20 protein-coding genes and 2 tRNA genes are annotated in these 23,217 nt (G+C 51.7%); 17 read left to right on the top strand and 5 right to left on the bottom strand.

Annotation, left to right across the window (positions count from 1 at the left end):
* Positions 1-372 precede the first annotated feature (372 nt).
* The 9 genes from pnpS to J2Z70_RS15880 all read left to right on the top strand — a co-directional run bounded on the left by pnpS (position 373) and on the right by J2Z70_RS15880 (position 10,443).
* The gene (gene pnpS, locus J2Z70_RS15920) at positions 373-2,166 is read left to right on the top strand and encodes a two-component system histidine kinase PnpS (RefSeq protein WP_209874696.1); all 1,794 of its coding nucleotides are present in this window, start codon (positions 373-375) and stop codon (positions 2,164-2,166) included.
* 128 nt (positions 2,167-2,294) lie between these two features.
* Positions 2,295-3,023 (top strand): response regulator transcription factor, encoded by a 729-nt coding sequence (locus J2Z70_RS15915; RefSeq protein ID WP_036725566.1) that lies wholly within the window; start codon positions 2,295-2,297, stop codon positions 3,021-3,023.
* A 160-nt stretch (positions 3,024-3,183) separates the two neighbouring features.
* Positions 3,184-3,939, top strand: coding sequence for a phosphate ABC transporter ATP-binding protein PstB (gene pstB / locus J2Z70_RS15910; protein ID WP_245368264.1), 756 nt, complete (start codon positions 3,184-3,186; stop codon positions 3,937-3,939).
* Positions 3,940-4,018: 79 nt separating this feature from the next.
* Positions 4,019-4,678, top strand: a complete 660-nt coding sequence (gene phoU / locus J2Z70_RS15905) for a phosphate signaling complex protein PhoU (RefSeq protein ID WP_036725564.1) — start codon at positions 4,019-4,021, stop codon at positions 4,676-4,678.
* Between the two features lie 149 nt (positions 4,679-4,827).
* Positions 4,828-7,500 (top strand): DNA polymerase I, encoded by a 2,673-nt coding sequence (gene polA, locus J2Z70_RS15900; protein WP_209874690.1) that lies wholly within the window; start codon positions 4,828-4,830, stop codon positions 7,498-7,500.
* Between the two features lie 51 nt (positions 7,501-7,551).
* Positions 7,552-8,394, top strand: a complete 843-nt coding sequence (mutM, locus tag J2Z70_RS15895) for a DNA-formamidopyrimidine glycosylase (protein ID WP_209874742.1) — start codon at positions 7,552-7,554, stop codon at positions 8,392-8,394.
* A gap of 178 nt (positions 8,395-8,572) precedes the next feature.
* The gene (ytaF, locus tag J2Z70_RS15890; RefSeq protein ID WP_036725560.1) at positions 8,573-9,274 is read left to right on the top strand and encodes a sporulation membrane protein YtaF; all 702 of its coding nucleotides are present in this window, start codon (positions 8,573-8,575) and stop codon (positions 9,272-9,274) included.
* Positions 9,275-9,283: 9 nt separating this feature from the next.
* Positions 9,284-9,880 (top strand): dephospho-CoA kinase, encoded by a 597-nt coding sequence (gene coaE / locus J2Z70_RS15885; protein WP_209874688.1) that lies wholly within the window; start codon positions 9,284-9,286, stop codon positions 9,878-9,880.
* A complete protein-coding gene (locus J2Z70_RS15880) occupies positions 9,880-10,443 on the top strand; it encodes a lytic transglycosylase domain-containing protein (protein ID WP_036725612.1) in 564 nt (187 codons plus the stop codon). Before coaE ends, J2Z70_RS15880 begins: the two co-directional genes overlap by 1 nt.
* A 99-nt stretch (positions 10,444-10,542) precedes the next feature.
* Here J2Z70_RS15880 and J2Z70_RS15875 read toward each other — a convergent pair whose 3' ends face one another.
* Positions 10,543-10,761: an alpha/beta-type small acid-soluble spore protein gene (locus tag J2Z70_RS15875; protein ID WP_036695868.1), complete on the bottom strand. Its 219-nt coding sequence runs from the start codon at positions 10,759-10,761 to the stop codon at positions 10,543-10,545.
* A gap of 165 nt (positions 10,762-10,926) precedes the next feature.
* Between J2Z70_RS15875 and nrdR the strand changes: the two genes are divergently transcribed.
* The 3 genes from nrdR (at position 10,927) to J2Z70_RS15860 (ending at position 11,809) form a co-directional block, all read left to right on the top strand.
* Positions 10,927-11,400: a transcriptional regulator NrdR gene (nrdR, locus tag J2Z70_RS15870; RefSeq protein WP_036725557.1), complete on the top strand. Its 474-nt coding sequence runs from the start codon at positions 10,927-10,929 to the stop codon at positions 11,398-11,400.
* A gap of 251 nt (positions 11,401-11,651) precedes the next feature.
* A tRNA-Ala gene (locus J2Z70_RS15865) sits at positions 11,652-11,727 on the top strand.
* A 9-nt stretch (positions 11,728-11,736) separates the two neighbouring features.
* A tRNA-Lys gene (locus tag J2Z70_RS15860) sits at positions 11,737-11,809 on the top strand.
* A 482-nt stretch (positions 11,810-12,291) separates the two neighbouring features.
* Here the strand turns inward: J2Z70_RS15860 and J2Z70_RS15855 are convergent.
* On the bottom strand, positions 12,292-12,939 hold the full coding sequence (locus tag J2Z70_RS15855; protein WP_209874685.1) for a transcriptional regulator: 648 nt from the start codon (positions 12,937-12,939) through the stop codon (positions 12,292-12,294).
* Positions 12,940-13,228: 289 nt separating this feature from the next.
* Here J2Z70_RS15855 and J2Z70_RS15850 point away from each other — a divergent pair, with 289 nt between their 5' ends.
* Positions 13,229-13,384 carry a hypothetical protein gene (locus tag J2Z70_RS15850; protein WP_209874683.1) on the top strand — a complete coding sequence of 52 codons (156 nt, stop codon included), beginning with the start codon at positions 13,229-13,231 and terminating at the stop codon, positions 13,382-13,384.
* 22 nt (positions 13,385-13,406) lie between these two features.
* The gene (locus tag J2Z70_RS15845; protein WP_209874672.1) at positions 13,407-13,886 is read left to right on the top strand and encodes an IS1096 element passenger TnpR family protein; all 480 of its coding nucleotides are present in this window, start codon (positions 13,407-13,409) and stop codon (positions 13,884-13,886) included.
* 139 nt (positions 13,887-14,025) lie between these two features.
* On the opposite strand, the gene J2Z70_RS15840 is transcribed toward J2Z70_RS15845, so the two are convergent.
* The gene (locus J2Z70_RS15840) at positions 14,026-14,907 is read right to left on the bottom strand and encodes a LysR family transcriptional regulator (protein ID WP_209874669.1); all 882 of its coding nucleotides are present in this window, start codon (positions 14,905-14,907) and stop codon (positions 14,026-14,028) included.
* A gap of 111 nt (positions 14,908-15,018) precedes the next feature.
* Here J2Z70_RS15840 and J2Z70_RS15835 point away from each other — a divergent pair, with 111 nt between their 5' ends.
* The 3 genes from J2Z70_RS15835 to J2Z70_RS15825 all read left to right on the top strand — a co-directional run bounded on the left by J2Z70_RS15835 (position 15,019) and on the right by J2Z70_RS15825 (position 20,815).
* Complete coding sequence (locus J2Z70_RS15835) at positions 15,019-15,405, top strand: tautomerase family protein (protein WP_209874666.1); 387 nt, start codon at positions 15,019-15,021, stop codon at positions 15,403-15,405.
* A gap of 29 nt (positions 15,406-15,434) precedes the next feature.
* Positions 15,435-15,761, top strand: a complete 327-nt coding sequence (locus J2Z70_RS15830) for a carboxymuconolactone decarboxylase family protein (RefSeq protein ID WP_209874663.1) — start codon at positions 15,435-15,437, stop codon at positions 15,759-15,761.
* Between the two features lie 629 nt (positions 15,762-16,390).
* Positions 16,391-20,815, top strand: a complete 4,425-nt coding sequence (locus tag J2Z70_RS15825) for an Ig-like domain-containing protein (RefSeq protein ID WP_209874661.1) — start codon at positions 16,391-16,393, stop codon at positions 20,813-20,815.
* 407 nt (positions 20,816-21,222) lie between these two features.
* Here the strand turns inward: J2Z70_RS15825 and J2Z70_RS15820 are convergent, their stop codons facing one another.
* Together J2Z70_RS15820 and J2Z70_RS15815 are read right to left on the bottom strand one after the other, a co-directional pair.
* On the bottom strand, positions 21,223-22,530 hold the full coding sequence (locus J2Z70_RS15820; protein WP_209874658.1) for a TerD family protein: 1,308 nt from the start codon (positions 22,528-22,530) through the stop codon (positions 21,223-21,225).
* Positions 22,531-22,585: 55 nt separating this feature from the next.
* On the bottom strand, positions 22,586-23,149 hold the full coding sequence (locus J2Z70_RS15815) for a hypothetical protein (RefSeq protein ID WP_209874654.1): 564 nt from the start codon (positions 23,147-23,149) through the stop codon (positions 22,586-22,588).
* Positions 23,150-23,217 lie beyond the last annotated feature (68 nt).

The following is a 23,217-nucleotide window of genomic DNA, read 5'->3' as shown; positions in this document are numbered from 1 at the left end:
GAATACAATGCGCAGTGGTGAGGTGTGCGAGCCGAATGTATGCGGAAAACCGAACACAATGTGCACGTGCGGGGTCTGCGGGCTAAATGTATGCGGAAAACCGAATACATTGTATAGGAGCAAGGGGGAGCGTAACGGATGTGTGCGCGGGTCTAAGGTTTACAGGGTTTTCCTGTATCTCCCACCACTTAAACAGCGCAGCGGGCGGACTGACCCGCGGAGAAGCGGTAGCGTTCGCCTTTGTGTCCGGATTTTCACCGATCAGGTAAAATTTACACCCCGTTGATAATCGCCGCCGGAACTGGTATTTTGCCGAAAATGCAGGTAGAGTGTTCTCATGGACATAAACACGAGGGAAGAGGACCGCCGCAGATGAAACCATTCCGCATTCGACTTACCATCATACTTATGGCACTGATAGGAATATCAATGACCGGGGCCGGAATCACCATGGCTCAGCTGTTCAAGGATTCGCATATTTCCGTGCTGGAAGAGAACATGTCCCGGGAAATAAAGCTGCTCTCCGGCACCTTCTCATTCATGGATACCAGCAGCCCGGATGCCCTGAACTACTATACAGAACAGGCAGAGAGGATATCCATCTTGACCGGATCACGTGTCACCTTCATTACGAAGCAAGGCCGGGTCATTGGGGACTCGGAGAAGAATCCGCGTGAGATGGACAACCACTCTACCCGCGAAGAGGAGCTGCTGGCCGCGAAGGAAGGGATTGGCCGGGCGATCCGTTACAGCGATACATTAGACCGTGAAATGATGTATGTGGCGGGTTCCGTGTCCTCCGATCAGGGCTTTGACGGGTATATCCGGCTGTCGATGGGGCTCGATACCGTATCCGAAGGACTGAACCGGGCGTGGATGATCATGGCAGGGGGGCTGGTGCTGCTGTTCATTGCCGCAACCTTGGTGAGCTACAAGGTGGCTTCCAGTATGACCTCACCGCTGGAGCAGATCACCAGAGTGGCGCGGCGGATTACCGATCTCGATTACGATGCCCGGGTGCCCATGAAGCGCAAGGATGAGATCGGCCAGCTGGCTACAGCCATCAACGCGATGGCCGACAGTCTCCAGGCCCAGCTGAAAACCATCCGCGACAATGAGGACCTGCTGCAAAGTGTACTCGACAATATGACCGGCGGCATCGTGATGATCAACGCTGAAGGGGAGATTGCCCTGCTCAACCGGGCCGCCGAACGGCTGCTCGATGTGAAGCACAGCGAGATGACCGGACATTCCTATAAGGAGATTAAGCATCATTATGAGCTTACCCGGCTGATTGATGATGGAGTGTCCGCGGGTGAACCTATTCACGAGGAGCGCAGCATCTATAATCCCGTGGAGCGGATTGTGCGTCTGGATGGGGTGCCGATGATTCAGGATGGCTGCTCCCGGGGCATGCTGTTCCTGCTTCAGGAGGTTACCGAGATCCGCCGGCTTGAGAAAATGCGCAGCGAATTCGTCGCCAATGTCTCCCATGAGCTGAAGACCCCTGTCGCTGCGGTAAAAGGCTTCGCCGAGACCCTCCTGGGCGGTGGCGTTACGGATGAGAAGACGGCGCGTTCGTTCCTGCAGATCATTTACGATGAGAATGAACGGCTGAACCGCCTGATCGGCGACATTCTGGAGCTGTCCAAAATCGAATCCAAACGCGTTCAGCTGGAATGCTCCCCGGTTCATCTGATCGAATTCTTCGACTCCGTGCTGGAAACGCTCAGTAAGGTCGCGGAGAAGAAGAAGATTACACTTAGCTCGGATGTGCCTGCGGAGCTATTCATTGAGGGAGATGAAGACAAGCTGCGCCAGATCTTCATGAATCTGCTCTCCAATGCGATCAACTACACCCAGGACGGGGGGAATGTCAGAGTCACCGCAGTGAGCATCCAGAAGAAGGATGGCACCGAGAGCGTACGCTTTACAGTCAGTGATACGGGGATGGGGATTCCGCGCAAGGATCTGCCCCGGATCTTTGAACGCTTTTACCGGGTGGACAAAGCCCGCTCCAGAAGCTCCGGCGGAACCGGCCTCGGTCTATCCATCGTGAAGCATCTGGTTGAGCTGCATCGCGGGTCAATTAACGTTGAGAGCGATCTGGGCATCGGCAGCTCGTTCATCCTTGAACTGCCGCTGCTGCAGGAAGAGAATCTATAACCCTGCGGATCATAACGGATCAATAGAGAATAAATTTATGATTTTACACCAAGTTAACATTGTGGTGCTATGATGTGCATGTGTGCAGTTTTGTAAAATTAATAACCTATGAAAAGACGGGGGAACCTATGGCACAACGATTGCTTGTCATTGAAGACGAACCGACACTGGCCCGGCTGCTGTCGTACAACCTGACACAGGAAGGCTACGAGGTGACGGTGGAGGATCATGGAACGGCAGGATATGACCGTGCGACTAGAGAACCTTTTGAATTGATCGTACTGGATCTGATGCTGCCCGGCATGAACGGCATTGACATTCTGGATAAATTACGTGGACAAGGCATCCGCACACCGGTTATTGTGCTGACGGCCAAGAATGCGGAAGAGGATGTCGTCCGCGGGCTGAAGTCCGGGGCGGATGACTATATTACGAAGCCCTTCGGCGTATCCGAGCTGCTGGCGCGGGTCAGCGCTGTACTGCGGCGGATCTCCGGTATTGCCGAAGAAGCTCCGCCCGAGACGGCGGTGTCTGCATCGACGATTATTCTCGGACAGCTGGAGATCTACCCCGAGCGTTATGAAGTCTCGCTGGGCGGACAGAGCATCAATCTGCGGCCGAAGGAATTTGAAGTACTGCTATATCTGGCCCGCAAGCCGGGCGTTGTCCTGACACGGGATGATCTGATGAATGCGGTCTGGGGCTTCGACTATATCGGAGGCCAGCGTACCGTCGATGTGCATGTCAGCTCCCTGCGCAAGAAGCTGGAGCTTGACCCTGAATCCGTGCATATCGATTCCATCCGCGGCGTGGGCTACAAGCTGGTTGTCAACAAGAAGAGAACACCGGTCATTTAACATGACGGTGTTCTTTTCTCACAAGATAAGGAACTTCTCCTCCAGCATTGTCTAACTGTACAAGGATTTTTACACTGCGTTAACAATTCTCTGGAGCTCTATTTACACTGAAAGCTTATCATGGGGAACGAAGATGATGAGAAGGAGACAACAGAAACTAATGAAATCCATCATTGACATAGAGAAGCTAGATCTCTACTATGAGTCATTCCATGCCCTGAAGAAGGTGGATTTGCAGATTCCGGAGAAGCAGGTGACTGCGTTTATCGGACCCTCCGGCTGCGGGAAATCCACACTGCTGCGTACCCTTAACCGTATGAACGACATGATTCCCGGAACACGTATTGAAGGTAAAGTGAATATCGGCGGCAAAAACATCTACAGCGACGAGATTGAAGTGGAGAGTCTGCGCAAGCAGGTGGGGATGGTGTTCCAGCAGCCCAATCCTTTTCCCAAGTCGATCTATGATAACGTGGCTTATGGCCCGCGTCTGCACGGTGTGAAGAGCAAAGCCGAGCTGGATGTCCTGGTAGAGCAAAGTCTGCGCCAGTCTGCACTCTGGGAGGAAGTGAAGGATTTCCTCAAAAAGTCGGCCTTAAGTCTGTCCGGAGGCCAGCAGCAGCGTCTCTGTATTGCCAGAGCCCTTGCCGTACAGCCGGATATTCTGCTGATGGATGAGGCGACTTCAGCGCTGGACCCGGTGTCCACACTCAAGATTGAGGAGCTGGTCCAGGAGCTGCGGGATAAGTATACGATTGTAATGGTCACGCATAATATGCATCAGGCCGCCCGGGTATCGGGACGCACTGTATTTTTCCTGAACGGCGTTATTGTGGAGGCTGCGGACACGGAGCTGTTGTTCTCGAATCCGAGGGATTCCCGCACAGAAGATTATATCTCCGGCCGCTTCGGCTAAGGATAGCTGACTCGTAAGTCTCAAGTTCACTCCGTTCACCCGATATGACCATATGTTTTTGAGGAGGAGCACTTTCGATATGATTCGCAGAAAAGAATTCGATAAAGATCTGGAAGAACTGCGCACCCTGCTGCAGCAGATGGGCGAGCATGTAACGGATGCCCTGGATGGTGCGATATTGGCCCTGCAGACCCTTGATACGGTACGGGCGCAGGAGATTGTCAAAGCGGACCTGCGGCTGAACGCCATGGAAGACCGGATCATGGAGATCGGCTCGCGGCTGATCATCACCCAGCAGCCGGTGGCGAAGGATCTGCGCCGCATTATTGTAGCCTTCAAAATCTCCAGCGATCTGGAGCGTATGGGCGATCTGGCACTGGATGTAGCCAAGGTAACGATGCGAATCCAGGGACAGCAGCTGATTAAGCCGCTTGTGGATATTCCGCGTATGGCTGAGCTTGTGACGATCATGACCACGGAGGCCATTCAGTCTTATCTCGACGAGAACACGGATCTGGCCTACAAAATGGCGCAGGATGACGATCAGGTAGATGGCCTGTACAGCGCGATGATTAACGAACTGTACACGTATATGGTTCAGAAGCCTGAAACCGTGAATCAGGCGATGCTGCTCACACTGGTTGGCCGTTACATTGAACGGATTGCCGACCATGCCACGAATATTGGCGAGAGTGTAGTGTATCTGGTTACAGGTAAACGTCCGGATTTGAACCAATAACAGTATAGACTGCCAGAGGCAAGCCTTCATTCCGGGGGCTTGTTTTTTATTTTGGCATAAAGCGGCGATTCGTGGCAGAGCCATTTCGTCTTGGTGCGGAGCATATGTTACTATGTAAGGAGAAAGCAAGAAAAAGGCGAGGTGCTAGTGTGGACAAGCTGATACTCATTGATGGAAATAATATCATTTACCGGGCGTTCTTTGCCATGCCGCCGCTGACGAATACAGCGGGACAGCAGACGAATGCGGTATACGGTTTCACGACGATGCTACTGCGTCTGCTGGAGGAGCATAAACCGACACATATGATTGTGGCCTTCGACGCGGGGAAGATTACCTTCCGGCATGAAGGCTATGAGGAGTATAAAGGCGGGCGCCAGAAGACCCCGCCGGAGCTGTCCGAGCAGTTCCCGCTGCTCAAGGAGCTGCTGAAGGGTCTGGGGGTTCCGCAATTCGAGATTGCCGGCTACGAGGCTGACGATATTATCGGCACCATCTCCAGGGAAGCGGATGCCGCCGGCCGTCAGGTGATGATTGTGTCCGGGGATAAGGATATGCTGCAGCTGGCTTCCGAGCATACCACCATAGCGCTGGTGCGCAAGGGAGTTACGGAAGTGGAACTTTACGGACCTAAGCAGATCCGTGACAAATATGATCTCACCCCAGAGCAGATCATTGATTTGAAGGGGCTGATGGGCGATGCCAGCGACAATATTCCCGGGGTGCCGGGAGTCGGGGAGAAGACAGCGCTTAAGCTGCTCCAGCAGTTCGGATCGGTGGAGGGCGTGCTGGCCGGAACCGGTGAGCTGAAGGGCAAGATGAAAGAGAAGCTGGAAGAGCACGCGGACAGCGCCGTCATGAGCAAAAAGTTGGCGACGATCTACCGCGAGGTTCCGCTTGAGCATACGTGGGAGGATATGGTCTTCAGCGGGATTAACACGGATACGGCTGGGCCTGCGCTCGCCAAGCTGGAATTCCGCTCGCTGCTGGAGCGTCTGTCGCTGAGCGCCTATTCACATGCGGCGGACGGCAGCCTGACGGGTTCACCCGTGGTGGAAGCCGCAGAGCTTAATATTACAATTGTTGACGAAGACGGAATAAGCGAGCTGGTTCAGGCACTGCCGGGCATCTCCGCCCTGCATGTGGAATCTAACGGGGAGAACCCGCACCGTGCCGAAGTGATCGGTCTGGGGCTGTCTTCGCCGGAGCAGCATTATTTTGTGCCTTTTGCCCTGCTGAAGAGTAAGGCGGCAGCACCCCTGCGTGACTGGCTCGGTGACGGGCAGGCGCCGAAGAGCGGGTATGATCTGCACCGTGCCGATCTGGCGCTGCATTGGCAGGGGATTGCTTTTGCCGGAGCCGCTAACGATGTTCAGCTGGCCGCCTACCTGCTGGACCCGACCGAAGCCAGCCAGAATCTGAATGACCTGACCACGAAATACGGCCTACCCCGCTTGTCGCCGGATGAGGATGTCTTCGGCAAAGGGGCCAAATATAGAATTCCTGAGCTTAAGATTCTCGGTGAGCATGTCGCCCGTAAGAGTGCGACTGTGTTAGGCATTGTACAGAAGCAGCAGGAGGAGCTGGACAAGACGGACATGACCGGCCTTTTCCAGGACCTGGAGATGCCGCTGTCGCGGATTCTCGCCGATATGGAGAAGCAGGGCATTGCTGTTAACAAGGATGATCTCGTCCAGCTCGGCAGGGAATTTGAAGCCCAGATCTCCCGGCTGGTCACTGAGATCTACTCCGCTTGCGGAACCGAATTCAATCTTAATTCTCCGAAGCAGCTGGGCGAGGTTCTGTTCGTGAAGCTGGGTCTGCCGGTCGTGAAGAAGACGAAGACCGGGTATTCGACGGATGCCGAGGTGCTGGAAAAGCTTGCGCCTTATCATGACGCTGTGCGCCTGATTCTGCAATACCGTACCATTGCTAAGCTGCAATCCACGTATGTGGAAGGCCTGATGAAGGAAATCTCGCCGGAGACCGGCAAGGTACACACCTTTTACCGGCAGACGATTGCGGCCACGGGCCGGCTCAGCAGCCAGTTCCCGAACCTGCAGAACATTCCAATCCGGCTCGAAGAGGGCCGCAAGATCCGTAAGGTATTCGTACCCTCCGAGCCGGGCTGGTCGATTCTGGCGGCGGATTACTCGCAGATCGAGCTGCGTGTGCTGGCGCATATCTCAGGTGATGAGCGGATGAAGGAAGCTTTTGTCGAGGATATGGATATTCATACTAAGACCGCCATGGACGTATTCGGCGTCCCTGCGGAGAGTGTGGACAGTAATATGCGCCGCTCCGCCAAAGCAGTTAACTTCGGGATTGTGTACGGCATCAGCGATTACGGCCTGTCGCAGAACCTGAACATCCCGCGTAAGGAAGCGGCCAGGTTCATTGAGCAGTATTTCGAGGTGTTCCAAGGTGTGCGTCGTTACATGGATGATATCGTAGTCGAGGCCCGTAAGCAGGGGTATGTGACTACTCTGCTGGAACGCCGCCGTTATCTGCCGGAGATCAATGCGAAGAACTTCAATCTGCGGTCCTTCGCAGAACGTACGGCGATGAATACGCCGATTCAGGGAACCGCTGCGGATATTATCAAGCTGGCCATGGTTCATATGGACAAGGCGCTGCATGAGCGCGGCCTGAAGAGCCGGATGCTGCTCCAGGTACACGATGAGTTAGTATTCGAGGTGCCGGAGGAGGAGCTGGAGCAAATGAAGCAGCTGCTGCCCGAGGTGATGGCCGGAGCGCTGCAGCTGTCTGTTCCGCTGAAGGCAGAGGTAAGTTATGGCAGCAATTGGTACGAAGCGAAATAGGCTCCCCGCACATGGCAGATATCCGGTATAATGGAGTGGAGGTGAGCCATGATGCCGGAATTGCCGGAAGTCGAAACAGTCAGAAGAACACTTAATGAGTTAATTACAGGCAAGCAGATAGAGCATGTCACCGTCCGGCTGCCGCGGATTATTCAGCGCCCGGATGATATTCAGGCCTTTGCCCTTATGCTGGCAGGCCATACAGTGGTAACGGTTGAGCGCAGAGGCAAGTTCCTGCGTTTCGTATTTGACGGGCTGGTGATGGTCTCCCATCTGCGGATGGAGGGCCGTTACGGGGTGTACCGTGAGGGCGAGCTGCTGGACAAGCATACGCATGTTATTTTCCATTTCACAGATGGGACGGAGCTGCGTTATACGGATGTGCGCCAATTCGGGACGATGCATCTATTCCAGCCGGGAGAGGATCTGCAGCTGAAGCCGCTGAACAAGCTGGGGCAGGAGCCGCTGGATGCCGATTTCACGCTGGAGCGGTTCAAGGAGATTGTCGCCAAGCGGAGCACCAAGATCAAGCCGCTGCTGCTCAATCAGGAATATATAGTAGGTATCGGCAATATTTATGTAGATGAGTCCCTGCACCGTGCAGGCATCCACCCGGAGGAGACCGCGAAGTCCCTCTCGGAGGATCAGCTGGCCAGACTGCATCATGCTATTGTCGCAACACTGACGGAAGCAGTGAATGCCGGAGGCTCCTCCGTGAAGTCATATGTCAACGGCCAGGGGGAGAGCGGGAGCTACCAGGATCAGCACAAGATCTACGGACGCAAGGATCAGCCGTGTGCCACCTGCGGCACGCTGATTGAAAAGAGTGTGGTCGGCGGACGGGGAACGCATTATTGTCCCAGCTGCCAGCCGGTACCTGTACTGATTCTGTAATATTTATTTAGAGTCAGCGCTGCATTTACAGCCCGTTTCCGGGCTAGTTACATCTGAGTTATAACCGTTATGTATAAAGGCAGGCACTTCCTGCCCGTCCCGCCCATATAATGTGTGAAGATTGCTGATTATGGCGAAACGGAGCTCCGGCTCCGGTTCTTCACGGGAGGGATTGCGGGTGCTTAGCCCATTGTTGTCACTGTTGTTGCTTGCGTTTGCGCTTAGTCTGGATGGATTTGGTGTAGGCATTACATATGGACTGCGTAAAATGAAAATTCCCCTGCTCTCCATTATCATTATCTCGCTCTGTTCAGGGGTCGTCATTTATGGTTCTATGCAGGTCGGCGTGCTGCTGGCAAAGGTAGTCTCCCCGAATGCCGCTTCCAGTGTCGGAGCGGTTATTCTCGTCTTAATGGGCTGCTGGTCCCTGTTCCAGATGCTGACACAGAAGGAGAAGGAGCAGGAAGAGGCTGCGCCCGGGCAGGAGATCAGGAGGGAGACGGCTGCTGCCGCACAGAGTGCTGAGGCAGAGCTGAAGCCGGCTGTATTCTCGCTGGAGCTTCGCCATCTGGGCGTGGTTATACAGATTCTCCGCACGCCGTCTTCCGCTGATATGGATGCTTCGGGAAGCATCTCCTCCATGGAAGCCATGATCCTGGGGATCGCGTTGTCGCTGGATGCCTTCGGTGCCGGTCTCGGTGCGGCACTACTCGGATTCAGCCCGTGGTCCACCTCGCTGATGATCGCTGTATTCAGCGGAACCTTTTTGCTGATGGGAATGAAGACAGGACTGAGATTATCCGGCAGCTACTGGATGAAGCATGCGGCTGCGCTGCCCGCGATATTATTAATTGTAATGGGTATAATGAAGTTATTATGAGGTGAGTACATGATTATAGGCTTAACCGGAGGCATCGCTTCGGGAAAAAGCACCGTGTCTGCACTGTTTGTCCGCAAGGGAGCTGCACTGGTGGATGCCGATGTCATCGCCAGAGAGGTGATGCTCCCCGGGCACCCGGTGCTGGCGGCGGCGGTGGAGGCTTTTGGAGACCGCATTCTGCTGCCTGACGGTTCGCTGGACCGGGCAGGTCTTGGCGAGATTGTCTTCCGGGACCCGGAGGCGCTCAAGACACTAAATAACCTGACCCATCCGGCAATACGCAGGGAGATCAAGGACAGGATGTATGCGCTTGAACAGGAGAATCCGCACCGGCTCGTCATTGTGGACATTCCGCTGCTCTACGAATCAGAGCTGGATTCCTTGTTTGATCAGATTATTGTGGTCTATGTTCCGAGGAGGGTGCAGCTAGCCCGCCTCATGGAGCGCAGCGGAATGAAGCTGGAACAGGCTGAGGACCGGCTGAGGTCGCAGATGGATATTGAACTGAAGCGCAGGAAAGCGAATTATGTGATCGACAATAGCGGTGATCCTGAGTCTGCCGAGCTTCAGGTTGCCCGTCTGTGGGACAGGCTGGGTCTGATATGATGAAGTGGCTGCGCAAAAAAAGAGTCCTGCTGCTGCTGTTCATCGGCTTCACCGCGATCCTGTTTCTTGGCTCCAACTGGATGTCATGGTTTTATCCCATTTATTATAAAGCAGAGATCCGCCAGCACAGCCAGACGTATGAGATGGACCCATTCCTGGTGGCGTCCATCATCCGTGTGGAGACCAATTATAAGACCGGCCGCGAATCCAAAAAAGGCGCACTGGGGCTCATGCAGCTCATGCCGGATACCGCCAAGTGGGCGCTCGAAAAGGCCAAGCTCCCCGACGTGTCGCTGGAGCGGCTGAAGGAAGAGCCCTCCTCCAACATTGAACTGGGCACCTGGTATTTGTCTACGCTGTCCAAGCAGTTCGACGGCAACCGTATAGCGGTCATAGCCGCCTATAATGCCGGGCCTGGTAAGGTGCAGAGCTGGTTGGATGAAGGGCAATGGGACGGAACAGAAGCCTCTGTGAAGGACATTCCGTTCGGTGAGACCCGTCACTACGTACAGCGTGTAATTTATTATTATGATCAATACACCGAGCTCTATAGTGAGTTCTAGGGTGCTTGTTACTTCTGCTGCTGTTATGTAAAAAGAAGCATCAAACGGCCGGAGGCCGTTCGATACTTCTTAGGCAAGCTTATGTCGTGTGGGCAGGTATTATTTGTACTGACCTGCCAGTTGCTGTTCAGCCAGGGTTACAAGACGTTTAGTGATGTAACCACCGATCGAACCGTTTTCGTAAGAAGTTTTATTGCCTTGGTATCCGTCTGGGGAGAGGGTGATACCTAGTTCCTGGGCAACTTCATATTTCAGTTGTTCCAAGGCACCGCGTGAGTTTGGAGCTACCAGGTTATTGGAGTTGTTATTTTGGCTCATTGCTGTTCACCTCCTATCGGTTGGTAACTGTATTATGTGCCGGACATGTCAGATTCATAACAACAAATAAACGGTGTTTTCTGGAAATTAAATAATGCCCGCATAGCCCTTGTGTATCAAGGGGCGGGGCCTGACCATTCTAATAATGAGGAAGTGAAGAAGCTTATGAAATGTCCTTACTGCGACCACACCAATACCAAAGTCCTGGACTCGCGCCCGGCCAATGAGAATAAGTCCATCCGCCGCAGGCGGGAATGCGAGCTGTGCAGCCGCCGTTTCACCACCTTCGAGATGATTGAAGAGACCCCCCTGATTGTGATCAAAAAAGGCGGCAGCCGTGAAGAGTTCAGCCGTGACAAAATCCTCCGCGGCCTGATCCGTGCCTGCGAGAAGCGTCCGGTCCCTGTAGAGCGCCTGGAGGTCATCGTATCTGAGGTGGAGAAAAGCCTGCGCGGCATCGCTCTCGCCGAGATCGAGAGCCGCCAGATCGGCGAGCTGGTTATGGAGCAGCTCTACCCTGTCGACGAGGTAGCCTACGTCCGCTTCGCGTCCGTGTACCGCCAGTTCAAGGACATTAACATGTTCATGAAGGAACTGAAGGGACTGCTGTCCAAGACTGAGGAGCTGGACGGGCTGTAAGCTTCGCCGTTTAGAAGTGAAGGATTCGATTGGGGTAGTGGGGCTGGCCTTGAGGTTGAGAGGTCAGTTCCCGGGTGGAGCGTCTTGTATCAAAATTAATTTCGGAAAAGTGTTGACACTGAAAGCAGATTTCTGTATTATATAGAAGTCGCCTACGAAACACATTGATGAATAAGCGACTTGTGCTTCTCGCTCAGATCAGATTTTAGAATACATAATGTAATTCTAAATTGGCAAAATTGTAAAAATATGGGGCCATAGCTCAGCTGGGAGAGCGCATCGCTGGCAGCGATGAGGTCAGGGGTTCGATCCCCCTTGGCTCCACCAATTTCATATGGACTCTTAGCTCAGTTGGTAGAGCAGTAGACTCTTAATCTATTTGTCCAGGGTTCGAGCCCCTGAGAGTCCATCACATGAAGAACGGCAGAGATGCCGTTCTTTTGCTGTTTCATGGAATATGGGTGATTAAGTGGGGAGTACAACAGGGGCATTAGGTCCATTCCCGAACCCGAACCCAAACCCGAACCCGAAGCCGAACCCCCGAACCCTGAACCCAAACTGCGAAATATGGTTTCCATCGAGTTCCTTCGGTTCAAAATGTGTCTAAAGGACTGCTACGGACCCCACAGCCCTTATGTTCTTTATTCAGCATAATTAAAAGGGCTAACGGACCATATCGCGCTTATTGCTTTTTCACCATCCATATATGAGATGAAATCTAGTAAATAGCGCCATCTGAGTCCGTAAGCTTGGTAAAATTGTGCTTTTTGTAGAAATAGGTGCGCCTCGGTCCGTTACAGCTGATTGATACCTCTACTTCTCACGCTCACAGCCACGGAATTCAAGTGTTTTTACCATATCAGCTTTATATTTCATGCTCCTAAACATACGTTAAACTCTAAGCTGATATGTCCGATAACGCTGCTGTCCTCCGGCCACATCCAGTAACTGTTGTTCGACCAAATGATGCAGAATTCGTCTGGAGTGCCTATCCGTTACCCTGAGATGCTTAGCAAGTTCCAAAGGTGTGAATGCCCTGAGCAGACGTCTTGCGTAACGAAGGGTCTCCGCTTCCAGCCAAGTTAATGTGGAAGAAACATCCGTCGCAATGAATTTGCCGATAAAAGACAACACCAACTGCTGACATTGCTTGGGTTCTTCGATAATTGAAGGATAAGCGATAGGAAGAAAAGTCCAACTATCAAGGGCCAGTAAGCAATGCCGGCGGCATAGATCCTTGAAGCGTCTGACATCCAGATCTCTGGCGTGAGGTCCATAGCCTTGAATCTCAATCCCGCCTTTTGCACCTCCAGGCATATAAGCCAAGTCCAGATAGCGGTACCCGTTATTGAAATCACGCACTTCCCATTCTGGAAACAAATGATCGAAATTGCCGATTGCCGGAAACCATACCTTGCGGAGAAATTCAACTGTTCCGTGGCCTAATCCTTTGCCAAGTAACTCCTTGCGCCTGTGGTTGCTCTCATTCTTAAGATTGCTAACTAACCATTCCTCGTACTGCTGCTCAAATCGCGGCATCCGTACTCCTCCTCGAACGCTCAACTTAGTGTTTATTTTTCCCGCAAAAAAGCCGCCTCAATACTCAACCCTCTCCAAGAATCTAACTCGGAAGGGGCAGAGCATTACAAGCGGCGTGTGCTTCACAACCTATGTTTCTTATTATAGCGCTACAAATCCAGGAATCAATAAGTAGTTACAGAGGTTCTAATCGTGCAGTATACTATAGAGGATTTATATTTTTGTTTTCTTTTATTTATTGTTTGCATGTATATTATCCTTAAATCCTCATAGGAGGCTGAAATCAAACATGCTTGTGCCAAAAAGAATGGATAAACAAACAACTAGTGAGCTAGCTGAAGATGACTATTCAATTGACGATATTCTTGAATCTGAAGGTATACTGACGCCTAATGAAGCAAAAAAACTGTACAATGAGGTTCGGAGAATGCGTGAGGAAGAATGAATTGATAAAAGGGGAGAGTCCGATGACTAAGAATGAACAAGCCAGATTATTCAAAGTAACCTTAAGCGACTGGAACGGTGCGGTGCGTGGTCGGCCGACCCGGAAGATTGCAATTTCTGAAAAGGCGTCGCTGTACGATCTTGCGGCAGTTACGATTGAATCTTTTGATTTTGATCTGGATCATGCCCTTGGATTCTATGATAATCTCAAAAACTGGACACGCTCTGAGGAAGGCTATGAATTATTTGCTGATGTGGGGGCGGGGGATAGGTTTCCTGGAGTGCAAAAAGCAAAAATCAGTAAAGTTTTTCATACCCCCAAACAAAAGATGCTGCTCCTATTCGATTATGGCGATGAGTGGAGAATGATTGTTCAATATCTGGGAGAGACTGAAGTGAAGCCGGGACAAAAACTGCCTATGGTCACGGAGATCGAGGGAGAGGCACCGGATCAATATGGCGGCTTTGATGAAGATGAAGACGAAGAGGATGAAGAGGCATAACTGGATATAAGATCCAGATCGGACAGGTATTAAAATCACGGGTGCGGGAGCCGGAGAAATGATGGAGGAATTAATCCACGTTATCCGGAACATCCCGAACCTTTTTTTATTTACTCGCATCCCCGTTACTCCACCTGCCTTAATCGTGGATAGACTCCAGCTCCTCTTTTACTAATTGCATCAAAAGCTTCTTGGATGAGGAGAGATACTCATCGTTGCGTGATTGCAGCAGGCCTACGGGAATGGCGGCTTCCTTCAGCGTGACCTGGAGTCTCACCACATTAGGCGGTAACGGCGTAGATTCGAGGACGGCTCCTACAAAAGCGATTTGCTGGACGAAGCCCGCAATGGCAGAGATTTGACTTACGGTATGCAGAAAGGGAGTTTCGGTGTACCGGGAGAACTGCTTCGATAATTGGGAATGATATAGACAGGTAGCTCCCCCGGCAATGATTGGATAACCAAGCAATTCCTCGAAAGCGATCTCATCTTTTGCGGCCAAAGGGTGGTTGTTCCCTGCGACAAAAGATATCCGCTCCTGATACAAGGGTTCGAAGTGATAGGAAGATAGGTCAACAGGCTCTCCACAGATGGCAAAATCCAATTGATTCTGAAGTAGTGCATGCGAGAGCGAAGCGGTGTTACCGATCACAAAATGGCAGGATACATTAGGCTTATGCTCCATGAACCGCAGCAGTGACTTTGGTAGTATCTGCTCTGTCAATGATTCCAGCCCTCCGATCCTGAGCGTTCCGATCTCCTCTTTTTGCAGAGCTTTTGCCTGGTCCGCAACATAGTTCCAATGTCGGATCAGACTGTCGATCTCAGCGGCAAATATTCGCCCCGAAGCTGTAAGCTCAGAATCCCAGCCCCGTTTGAACAGCTTGATGCCCAGTTCCTTCTCCAGACGTTGAACCTGATTGGTGATTGTGGATTGTGCGTAGTTCAGTTTGGCGGCTGCTTTAGAGAAGTTTCCTTCTTGCAGGATGGTTTGAAATGTAATTAGTTCTTTTAGGTCCATTAGCAGATATCTCCATCGGATAATTTGAATTTATGTATCATTTAATTCAATTATACAGAATAAGAAGCGCGGAGTACAATGAAGTTACACCACAGAAGGAGTGAACTGAACATGCCCTTTGTCAGAGTCAGTTACTTGGAGAACAAATACGATGACCAACAGCTGCCTATCATTAGCCGCGAAATTATGAGTGCTCTAAGGGAATATTTTAACGTGCCGCAAGATGATTTCTTTCAAGTCTTCCATGCCCATAAAGCAAGCGAATTTTATTACAGTCCGAATTATTTAAACATAGAGCGAACGGATGGGCTGCTCTATATTCAGATTACGCTCAAATCCGGGAGAAGCAAGGAGCAGAAAAGGGGCTTTTACAGCAAGCTGGCCGAGACGTTGTCGAGCACACTGGGCATCAGGAGAGAAGACGTCTTCGTCGTGCTGGTCGATACAGAATTCGAGGACTGGACGTTTGGCAATGGCATCGCTCAAATGATTGAATGAATGATCATTTAAGGAAGAGAGGTATTGGAATGAAGCATCGGAAAATTGCATCGAATGCTCTTGAAGCATTTGGAGACATTGCTCCTTCGTTCGCGCGTTATTCAGAGGAAGTGCTCTTCGGGGAGGTATGGAGAGGGGAGCAATTATCGCTTCGGGAACGCAGTCTTCTAACGATATCGGCCCTGGTCGCCGGTGGACTTACCGAGCAGTTGCCTTTTCATGTCCGTCTGGCTCTGGAGAACGGTCTATCCGAAGAAGAATTGATTGAGGCCATGACTCATCTCGCCTTCTATGCAGGCTGGCCGCGTGCCGCATCGGCGATACAGGTTGCCAAGGGGATTTTCGAGGAAATATGAACACAATTGCGCATGTGAGCGAAAGCTCCGTGCGCTTTTTTTGGTTTAGACAATTTTTTTGATAAGAGGTTAGAAAATCGCTGTTTTTTCATTTTTTTTAGAGCTATACCCCAATTAGGTCCTGATGAATCGGTTTTTGTCGAGAATTGTTAAGAGTTTGTTTAGAGCTGTCTGCTAGAATGGGCGCAGAGATGAAATTTCTAAGGGGGCAGATGCTAGACTCCAGCAGAACTTGCAATATAGCGTACAGGATTAATGAACAAGGGGGAACGATACATTTGTTTAAGGGTAAGGGATTGAAAAAATATTTCTCGTTGTTACTCGTGATCAGCTTGGTTTGGACCGGAGCCTTTCCGGTATATGCGGGTTCAACAGACAATGGTGAGGCAAGCTGGGAGAATGTCGGTCCGCTGCCAGATGGCAAAAACGTAAACGGAGTTGCTATAGGCTCAGATACATTAGTTGCGGTGGGACAAACAGGAAGTATTGTTACTGCAAGTGGCCCTTCGACATGGGCTGTTCGTAATTCTGGGGTATCAGTTGATTTAAACGGTATTGTTTACACAGGAACAGGCGGCAGATTTGCTGCGGTTGGGGACAATGGAGCTATTTTAACGTCTACAGATAGCGTGAGCTGGTTGCCCGCGCTTCTTACGTCCTCCACTGGTAACTTGAATGACGTCACCTATGGCAATAGCAGACTGGTGGCAGTCGGCGATGCTGGAAAGATAGTAACGTCTACCGACGGCGGTATCTTGTGGACTGCATCATTCGTCCCAGACGTTAATGCGAATCTGAACGCTGTTGCCTTTGGCAACAACAAGTTTGTTGCAGTGGGTGATAACGGTATAGTATTAACCTCCGTAAATGGAACGGTATGGGAGAAGGTAACACGTAAACCAACCGATAACTCCAACCTGAACTTGAACGGAATTACCTTTGGCGGTGGAATGTTCGTGGCTGCCGGTGCGTCCGGAATCGTTGTTACCTCTCCGGATAGTTCAAAGGCCGCAGAGAAGGTCATTGGATCGAATGTGAACCTGAAAGGTGTGGCCTTCGGAAACAGTGTATTTATGGCCGCAGGAGATGGCGGGAAAGTGTTCTCCACTACCGATCTGGGGCAGACATGGAAGCCTGAGACTACAAACGCAACGGCTAATCTTAACGGTATCGTATTCAATTCGGGCCAGAACCAATTTATTGCAGCGGGTGATTCCGGAGAGATCATTATGTCGTATGTCGTTCCCAACATTCCACGGGTTCTCAGTCTGACTCCAGGGAATGATGAGACGGATGTAGATATAGATAGAAATCTGGAGATCATGTTTAATCAGCCAGTAGAGGCGGGAACTGAAAATATTTATATTTTCAAGGCTGCGGATACATCTACCCCGGTTGAAACCATCCCGGCGGATGACGCCAGCAGAGTAACGGTAAATCCAGCTAATAATACGGTAACGATTAATCCGGGCAAAAATTTTGATTCAGGGACGAAATATGCCGTTACAGTTGACGAGAATGCTTTTACTAACGGTGCAAGCGGCAATGCAGCAATCACAGCGGAAGAGTGGAGTTTCACGACAGTTGCTGGGCCGGGTGATACGGAAGCTCCGACTGTAAGTGATTATTCTCCTGTGCCAGGGGCGGTAGGAGTAGCCATTGACACAAATCTGACGCTCACTTTCAGTGAGGATGTAACGACAGATAGCGGCAACATTGTGATTTATGACAGTATGGACGAAGGAAACCTAATGGTAATTCCGGTTAACTCAGCGGATGTTACGGTTAAGGATAACGTGGTAACCATTGTTCCGTATGATGATTTTAAGTACAGTACTACGTACTTTGTAAACATCGATGAAGGAGCATTCAAAGATCTAGCGGAAAATGCTAACTCTTATGCAGGTATTTCGGACAAGGACACCTGGCAGTTCACAACAGAAGATGCGCCTGATACTGCACCGCCATTAACAATCGGCTTTACTCCTGAGAATGGAGCAACCAATGTAGAGATCGGCACCAACCTGACCCTTACCTTTAATGAGGATGTACAGAAGGGTGAAGGCCAAATTAAGATATACAACAGCACGAACAGCGAAGCTCTGCCTGTGACGCTCCCTGTTGATTCTGATGAAGTAACCATTGACGGCAAGGTGGTAACGATTAATCCGCAGGCTGATCTGGAATACGGTGCAACCTATTATGTACAGATTGATAATGGTACATTTACGGATATGTCGGGCAACAGCTACGCCGGTATCACGAACAGTACAACCTGGCGCTTTAGTACCACCAGCGAACCGGATACGACCGCGCCAATCGTAAGCACATACTCCCCGGAGAATGGGGCAACAGAGGTAGCTATCGGAGCTAACCTGGAGCTTGCTTTTAGCGAGAATGTGATGCCTGGTGAAGGCAGCGTTCAGATCTACAACAGCACGGCTGACAAATTGGCAGCTACGATCTCCGCCGGGGACGTAAGTATTCTGAATAATGTTGTAACCATTAATCCGGTAGACAATCTGGAGTATGGTACAAGCTACTATGTAAGAATCTCAGGAGATGCCTTCGCAGATCAATCCGGCAACTTCTATTCCGGTATCGCAGACGATACAACCTGGCACTTCACCACCCCGGCTGCGCCGGATACTACAGCGCCAACTGTGACTGCATATTCCCCTGTACAAGGGGCAGAAGGTGTAGCGGCAACTACCCCATTGACTCTAACCTTCAGTGAGAGTGTACAGGCAGGGGCAGGCAATATTGTGATTTACAACAGTGCGAATCAAGAACCGGTGGCGAATATTCACGCCATTTCCACGAACGTAACCATTGAGGACAATGTGGTGACCATTCATCCGGCAGATGCTCTGAAGTATGGAACAACCTACAATGTACGAATTGGAAGCGGGGCCTTCCAAGATTTAGCAGGAAATCGTTACGCCGGAATCAAGGATAGCACCACGTGGCAGTTCACAACCACAGATGCACCGGATAGAATCTCGCCAACAGTGATTACGTATTCGCCGGAGCCATGGGCCACAGAAATAGCAATTAACGCTAATCTGGTCCTTACCTTCAGCGAAAATGTTCGGGCGGCAGCTGGTACCATTGAGATTTTCCGCAGCACCGATGACATTCATCCGGTAGTGACGATTCCTGCCAGTTCGGAAATGGTAACCATCCTGAATCATGTAGTAACCATTAATCCGGCCGACAATCTGGAGCAAGGGACAAGCTACTTTGTACGTATTTCTGAGGGAGCATTTACAGATCTCGCAGGCAACAGCTATACCGGCATTGCAGGCATTAACGCCTGGCGGTTTGTGACCACCAGTGCGCCAGATACAGCAGCGCCTGTAGTGACATCTTATAGTCCAGCAGGGAATGCAACGAATGTACCTGTATCCGCTGCGCTCTCACTGACTTTTAACGAGAATGTGTTAGCTGGAAATGCCAATATTGAGCTTGTCAATGCAGAGAATGGTGAAGTCGTTAAGTCGATTAAAGCGGACGACAAGACGCTAGTTTCGATTGCGAACTCAACCGTCAGCATCAACACGAACGGCCTGCTGAAGCAGGGCGGCAGCTATTACGTGCTTATACAACCGGGTGCTTTTACAGATGAAGCAGGTAACAGTTATGCAGGACTTGCGGATAGTAAGGTCTGGAGCTTCGCAACAGTTCCTGTTCCAGTCACGCCAACTGAATCTCCTACACCGGCACCGGGCGGCAGTGGTTCAGGATCAGGTGGGGGAGCACCGGCTCCGGTTCCAACACCAAGTCCTCAGACAGAAAGTATTAACGCAAACGTTGAAAACGGGGCTGCTCAAGGCTCCATGGTATCCTCCGTTGTCATTACCCGCACCAAGGATGCGAACGGCGTGAAGAGTGATACTCTTACGTTCACATTGGAGCAGGCGATCCGGGCAGTCAATGAGCTTAAGGCGGCCGGGTCCAATATTGCCAGAATCATCGTGCCTGATAAGAATGATGAGGTGGCTGGAACCAGATTGACGATTCCGGCAGCTTCCAGCAAGCAATTTGCTGACAATCAGATCATGCTGGATCTATTCACAGTGAATGCTGAGGTGAAGGTGCCGGACAGCTCAATGGCTGGATTCGGTACAGATATTTATTTCAACCTCGTTCCACTGAAGACATCACAGCAGAGCGCAGAGGTTGAAGCACTTGCCAAAGCACAGGTGCAAAGTGTATCCCGCGGTGCATCAGTTACGCTGGTAAGCCGTCCGGTAACGATTGAGACCAATCTGCAGAGCCGTCCGGTTACGCTGGTATTGCCGCTTAATAACACTTCGTTAACGGCGGAGCAACTGAAGGCACTTGCGGTCTTCATTGAGCATAGTGATGGCACCAAAGAATTGGTCAAGGGAGAGATCGTTCCTTTCGGTCAGACCGGAAAGTCAGGCATTCAATTTAGCATCAGCAAATTTAGTACCTTTACCGTTGTACTTGCACAAGATCCTGCGTTGCAGGTGAAGGCGTATATGACGGGTTATGCCGATGGAACCTTCAAGCCAGGGAGCAGCATCACCCGGGCAGAAGCGGCCAGCATTATTGCCCGCACCTTCAGCCAGTCCGCAGTTACTGCTGGCGTAGCGTATTCCGATGTTCCTGCCGGACACTGGGCGGCAGAAGCAATCGGTCAAGTGACGCGAAGCGGCATGATGAAAGGTTACACGGACGGCAGCTTCAAGCCGAACCAGACGATTACCAGAGCTGAGATGGCGACCCTTCTATCGCGCCTGATTACAAGCAGCGAAGGCCAATCGGCCGGCTTCAGCGATATTGCCGGACACTGGGCACAGGCCGCGATTGAGCGGATGTCCCAGGCAGGCATGATTACCGGCTATCAGGACGGCACATTCCGTCCAGACCAGACGTTAACACGTGCGGAAGCCGTAACCATCATCAACCGTGCTCTGAAGATCGCTCCTCTGACCAGCGCAGCCCAGAAATGGGCAGATGTCCCGGCAAGCTACTGGGCATTCGGCAGCATCCAGGCAGCATCTGTAGATCATACTGCAGAATAACGGCTACACAAACAGCCCTTCCATCCGTCTTAGACGGGGAAGGGCTGTTTTGTGGTGTGGGCTGAATGCTAAAAGCGGCTACAAGAGTACATGGGTCCAATGTAATCGAAAAACCGACCACATTGGTCCGGCGTGGAGCGAGTGGGCCCAATGTAATCGAAAAACCGACCACATTGGGCCAGCGTGGAGCGAGTGGGCCCAATGTAATCGAAAAACCGACCACATTGGTCCGGCGTGGAGCGAGTGGGCCCAATGTAATCGAAAAACCGACCACATTGGGCCAGCGTGAGGCGAGTGAGTCCAATGTGGTCGAAAAACCGACCACATTGGTCCGGCAGAAGGTGGCTCAGCGCTATCGGCCATATCACCCGCCCGCCAGGGGACGTTGTTCCTGATCATGCTGGCCGCTACTTACTCCCCGCCTCCCACCGCAGATTCCAGTGGTAGCGCTGGTCCAGCTCCTCGTGCCCGCTGAAATACTCTACAAGCCGTTCCACGCTGAAGCTTCCGTCTGGCTGGCTGCGGAGCATGGCGATGGCGCACATTCCCTTATCGTTGTTATGCTCGTCCAGCTGCACCTTAATCTCCGGCCCGCCCTGCTGGCTGATGGTTATAACGGCGCCGGCTTGCGACCAGTTCGTAACACCTTCATAGATAAAAGCAAAGATGACGATCCGGCTGATCTCGGACAGGTGATGGCCGTTAATCCGCAGATTCTCGCCTGTGGCGATGGAGCCGGTGCGGTCATCCCCGTCTAGGAGGATGTAGGGCGGCCGGTTCAAGCTGCCGAACGATTCGCCGAGCGCCTGGACCGTACCCTTAAGGCCGTTCTTCAGCTCGAACAGACAGCCGAGGTCCAGGTCAATGCCTCTGCTTCCGAACCACCCGGAGGATGGAGTCTGAAGCCAGTTAAGATTGATAAGAATCTCTCCTGCGGCTCCTGCTCCCTGCTGGAGACGGAGGGTCTCCCCGTGCCGCTTGAGTACGATGGTGTCCGGGTTCAAGGGCGAAGCGGAAGGAGCGGCTGGTGCTGCGGGAGGCGATGAATCGACCGGCTTAGACCGTGACCGCAGCTCCGGAAGAACAAAGGGGGAGTTGCGGGCGGGTTCGGCTGTTCTGGAAGCTTGAACAACGGGCAGGATGTCCTTGACCTGTATTCCGTAGCTGTGGCAGAGCGCGGCTAAGCCTCCCGCATAACCGGAGCCGACCGCGCTGAATTTCCATTCGTTCTGATATCTGTAGATCTCCCCTGCTACAATGGCCGTCTCCACGGAATAACCGCCGCCCAGGCGGTACTGGAGGAGCTCGGTTCCATCCGCAGCGTTCATAATGCGCAGATAGGGATCGGAGAGCAGCGAGAAGCTCTGCTGTCTTGATTCCGCCTCATAGATCGTCAGGGCAAAGGCAATCCGCTCAACCTCCGCAGGAATTAGACTAAGCTCTACAGCAATTTGTGTATCGTCAGCGGGTCCGCTATGGACTCGTTGTGCGGGCGGCATTATCACTACAGACTGGTCCGGGGCCGCAGGATTGCCATAGAAAATAAGATCCTTCTCTGTTGCAACCTTCTGCGACGCGGTAAGTAAAAAAACGGAGAAATCAATCTCGACCCCAGCTCTTGCATCACTCCAGCCCATGCCTACGATGATGCGGCCGAGGAGAGGATTGTCTTTGGTTAAGTTGCATTTTTGCCCCTTGATAAGCTCAAGTGTCATGAGAACCAGCCTTTCCTATGAGTAGTTCAAGCATGTATAAGTGCGGGTGGCAGACTCAGAATCTGCCCCGGCTTCCGGCATCCAGATTGGGACCATTCAGATCCGTCAGGCGCTCCAGGGATTGCTCGTAGATCCGTACAATATCCTGTATCTTCTGGAACTCGGGGTCCGAGGGACCGAGGTTGTCCATGAACATGCGCTGTAGAATTTCTTGGTAAAAGGAGATACGGCTCCCCACCAGCTTGCATTCGTAGTCAATGACCTCTTCAATCGAGTGCTGCTGAACGAATTCCATCAGGTCGTCTGCAGGATTACCGCGTGACTCGCGTTCATTGCGTGCGGCAACCGGCGCGCTGACATTATCCAGATTGACCGTGGAGCGTATGTCGGTGAACAGAATCCCCTCCTTGGCCAGCATCACCTGAAAAGGCTTGTGCTTGAACAGCTCCTGCGCAACCAGCGTACACATCGCCTGATTCCTCAGCAGCATCCCGTCAAACGGATGAAGCACCCAACCGCTGTCGTCCCGGAACAGGTTGAATGTAAAATACTCACCCCCATACTCATATCTCAAGTTGATCGCTGTCTCAGAAGTAAGCTCGTATTGAAATGCATCCATTCTATTGCACGCCTCCTGCTTCTACTTTGGATTTCTATTAGCATAGCAGAAAATGGGGAATCTTGGAG

It is taken from the genome of Paenibacillus silagei, from assembly GCF_017874735.1.
Lineage (GTDB): Bacteria > Bacillota > Bacilli > Paenibacillales > Paenibacillaceae > Paenibacillus_AQ > Paenibacillus_AQ silagei.
The sequence above is the reverse complement of the archived record's forward strand: the minus strand, read 5'-3'. Positions and strand labels throughout refer to the sequence as shown.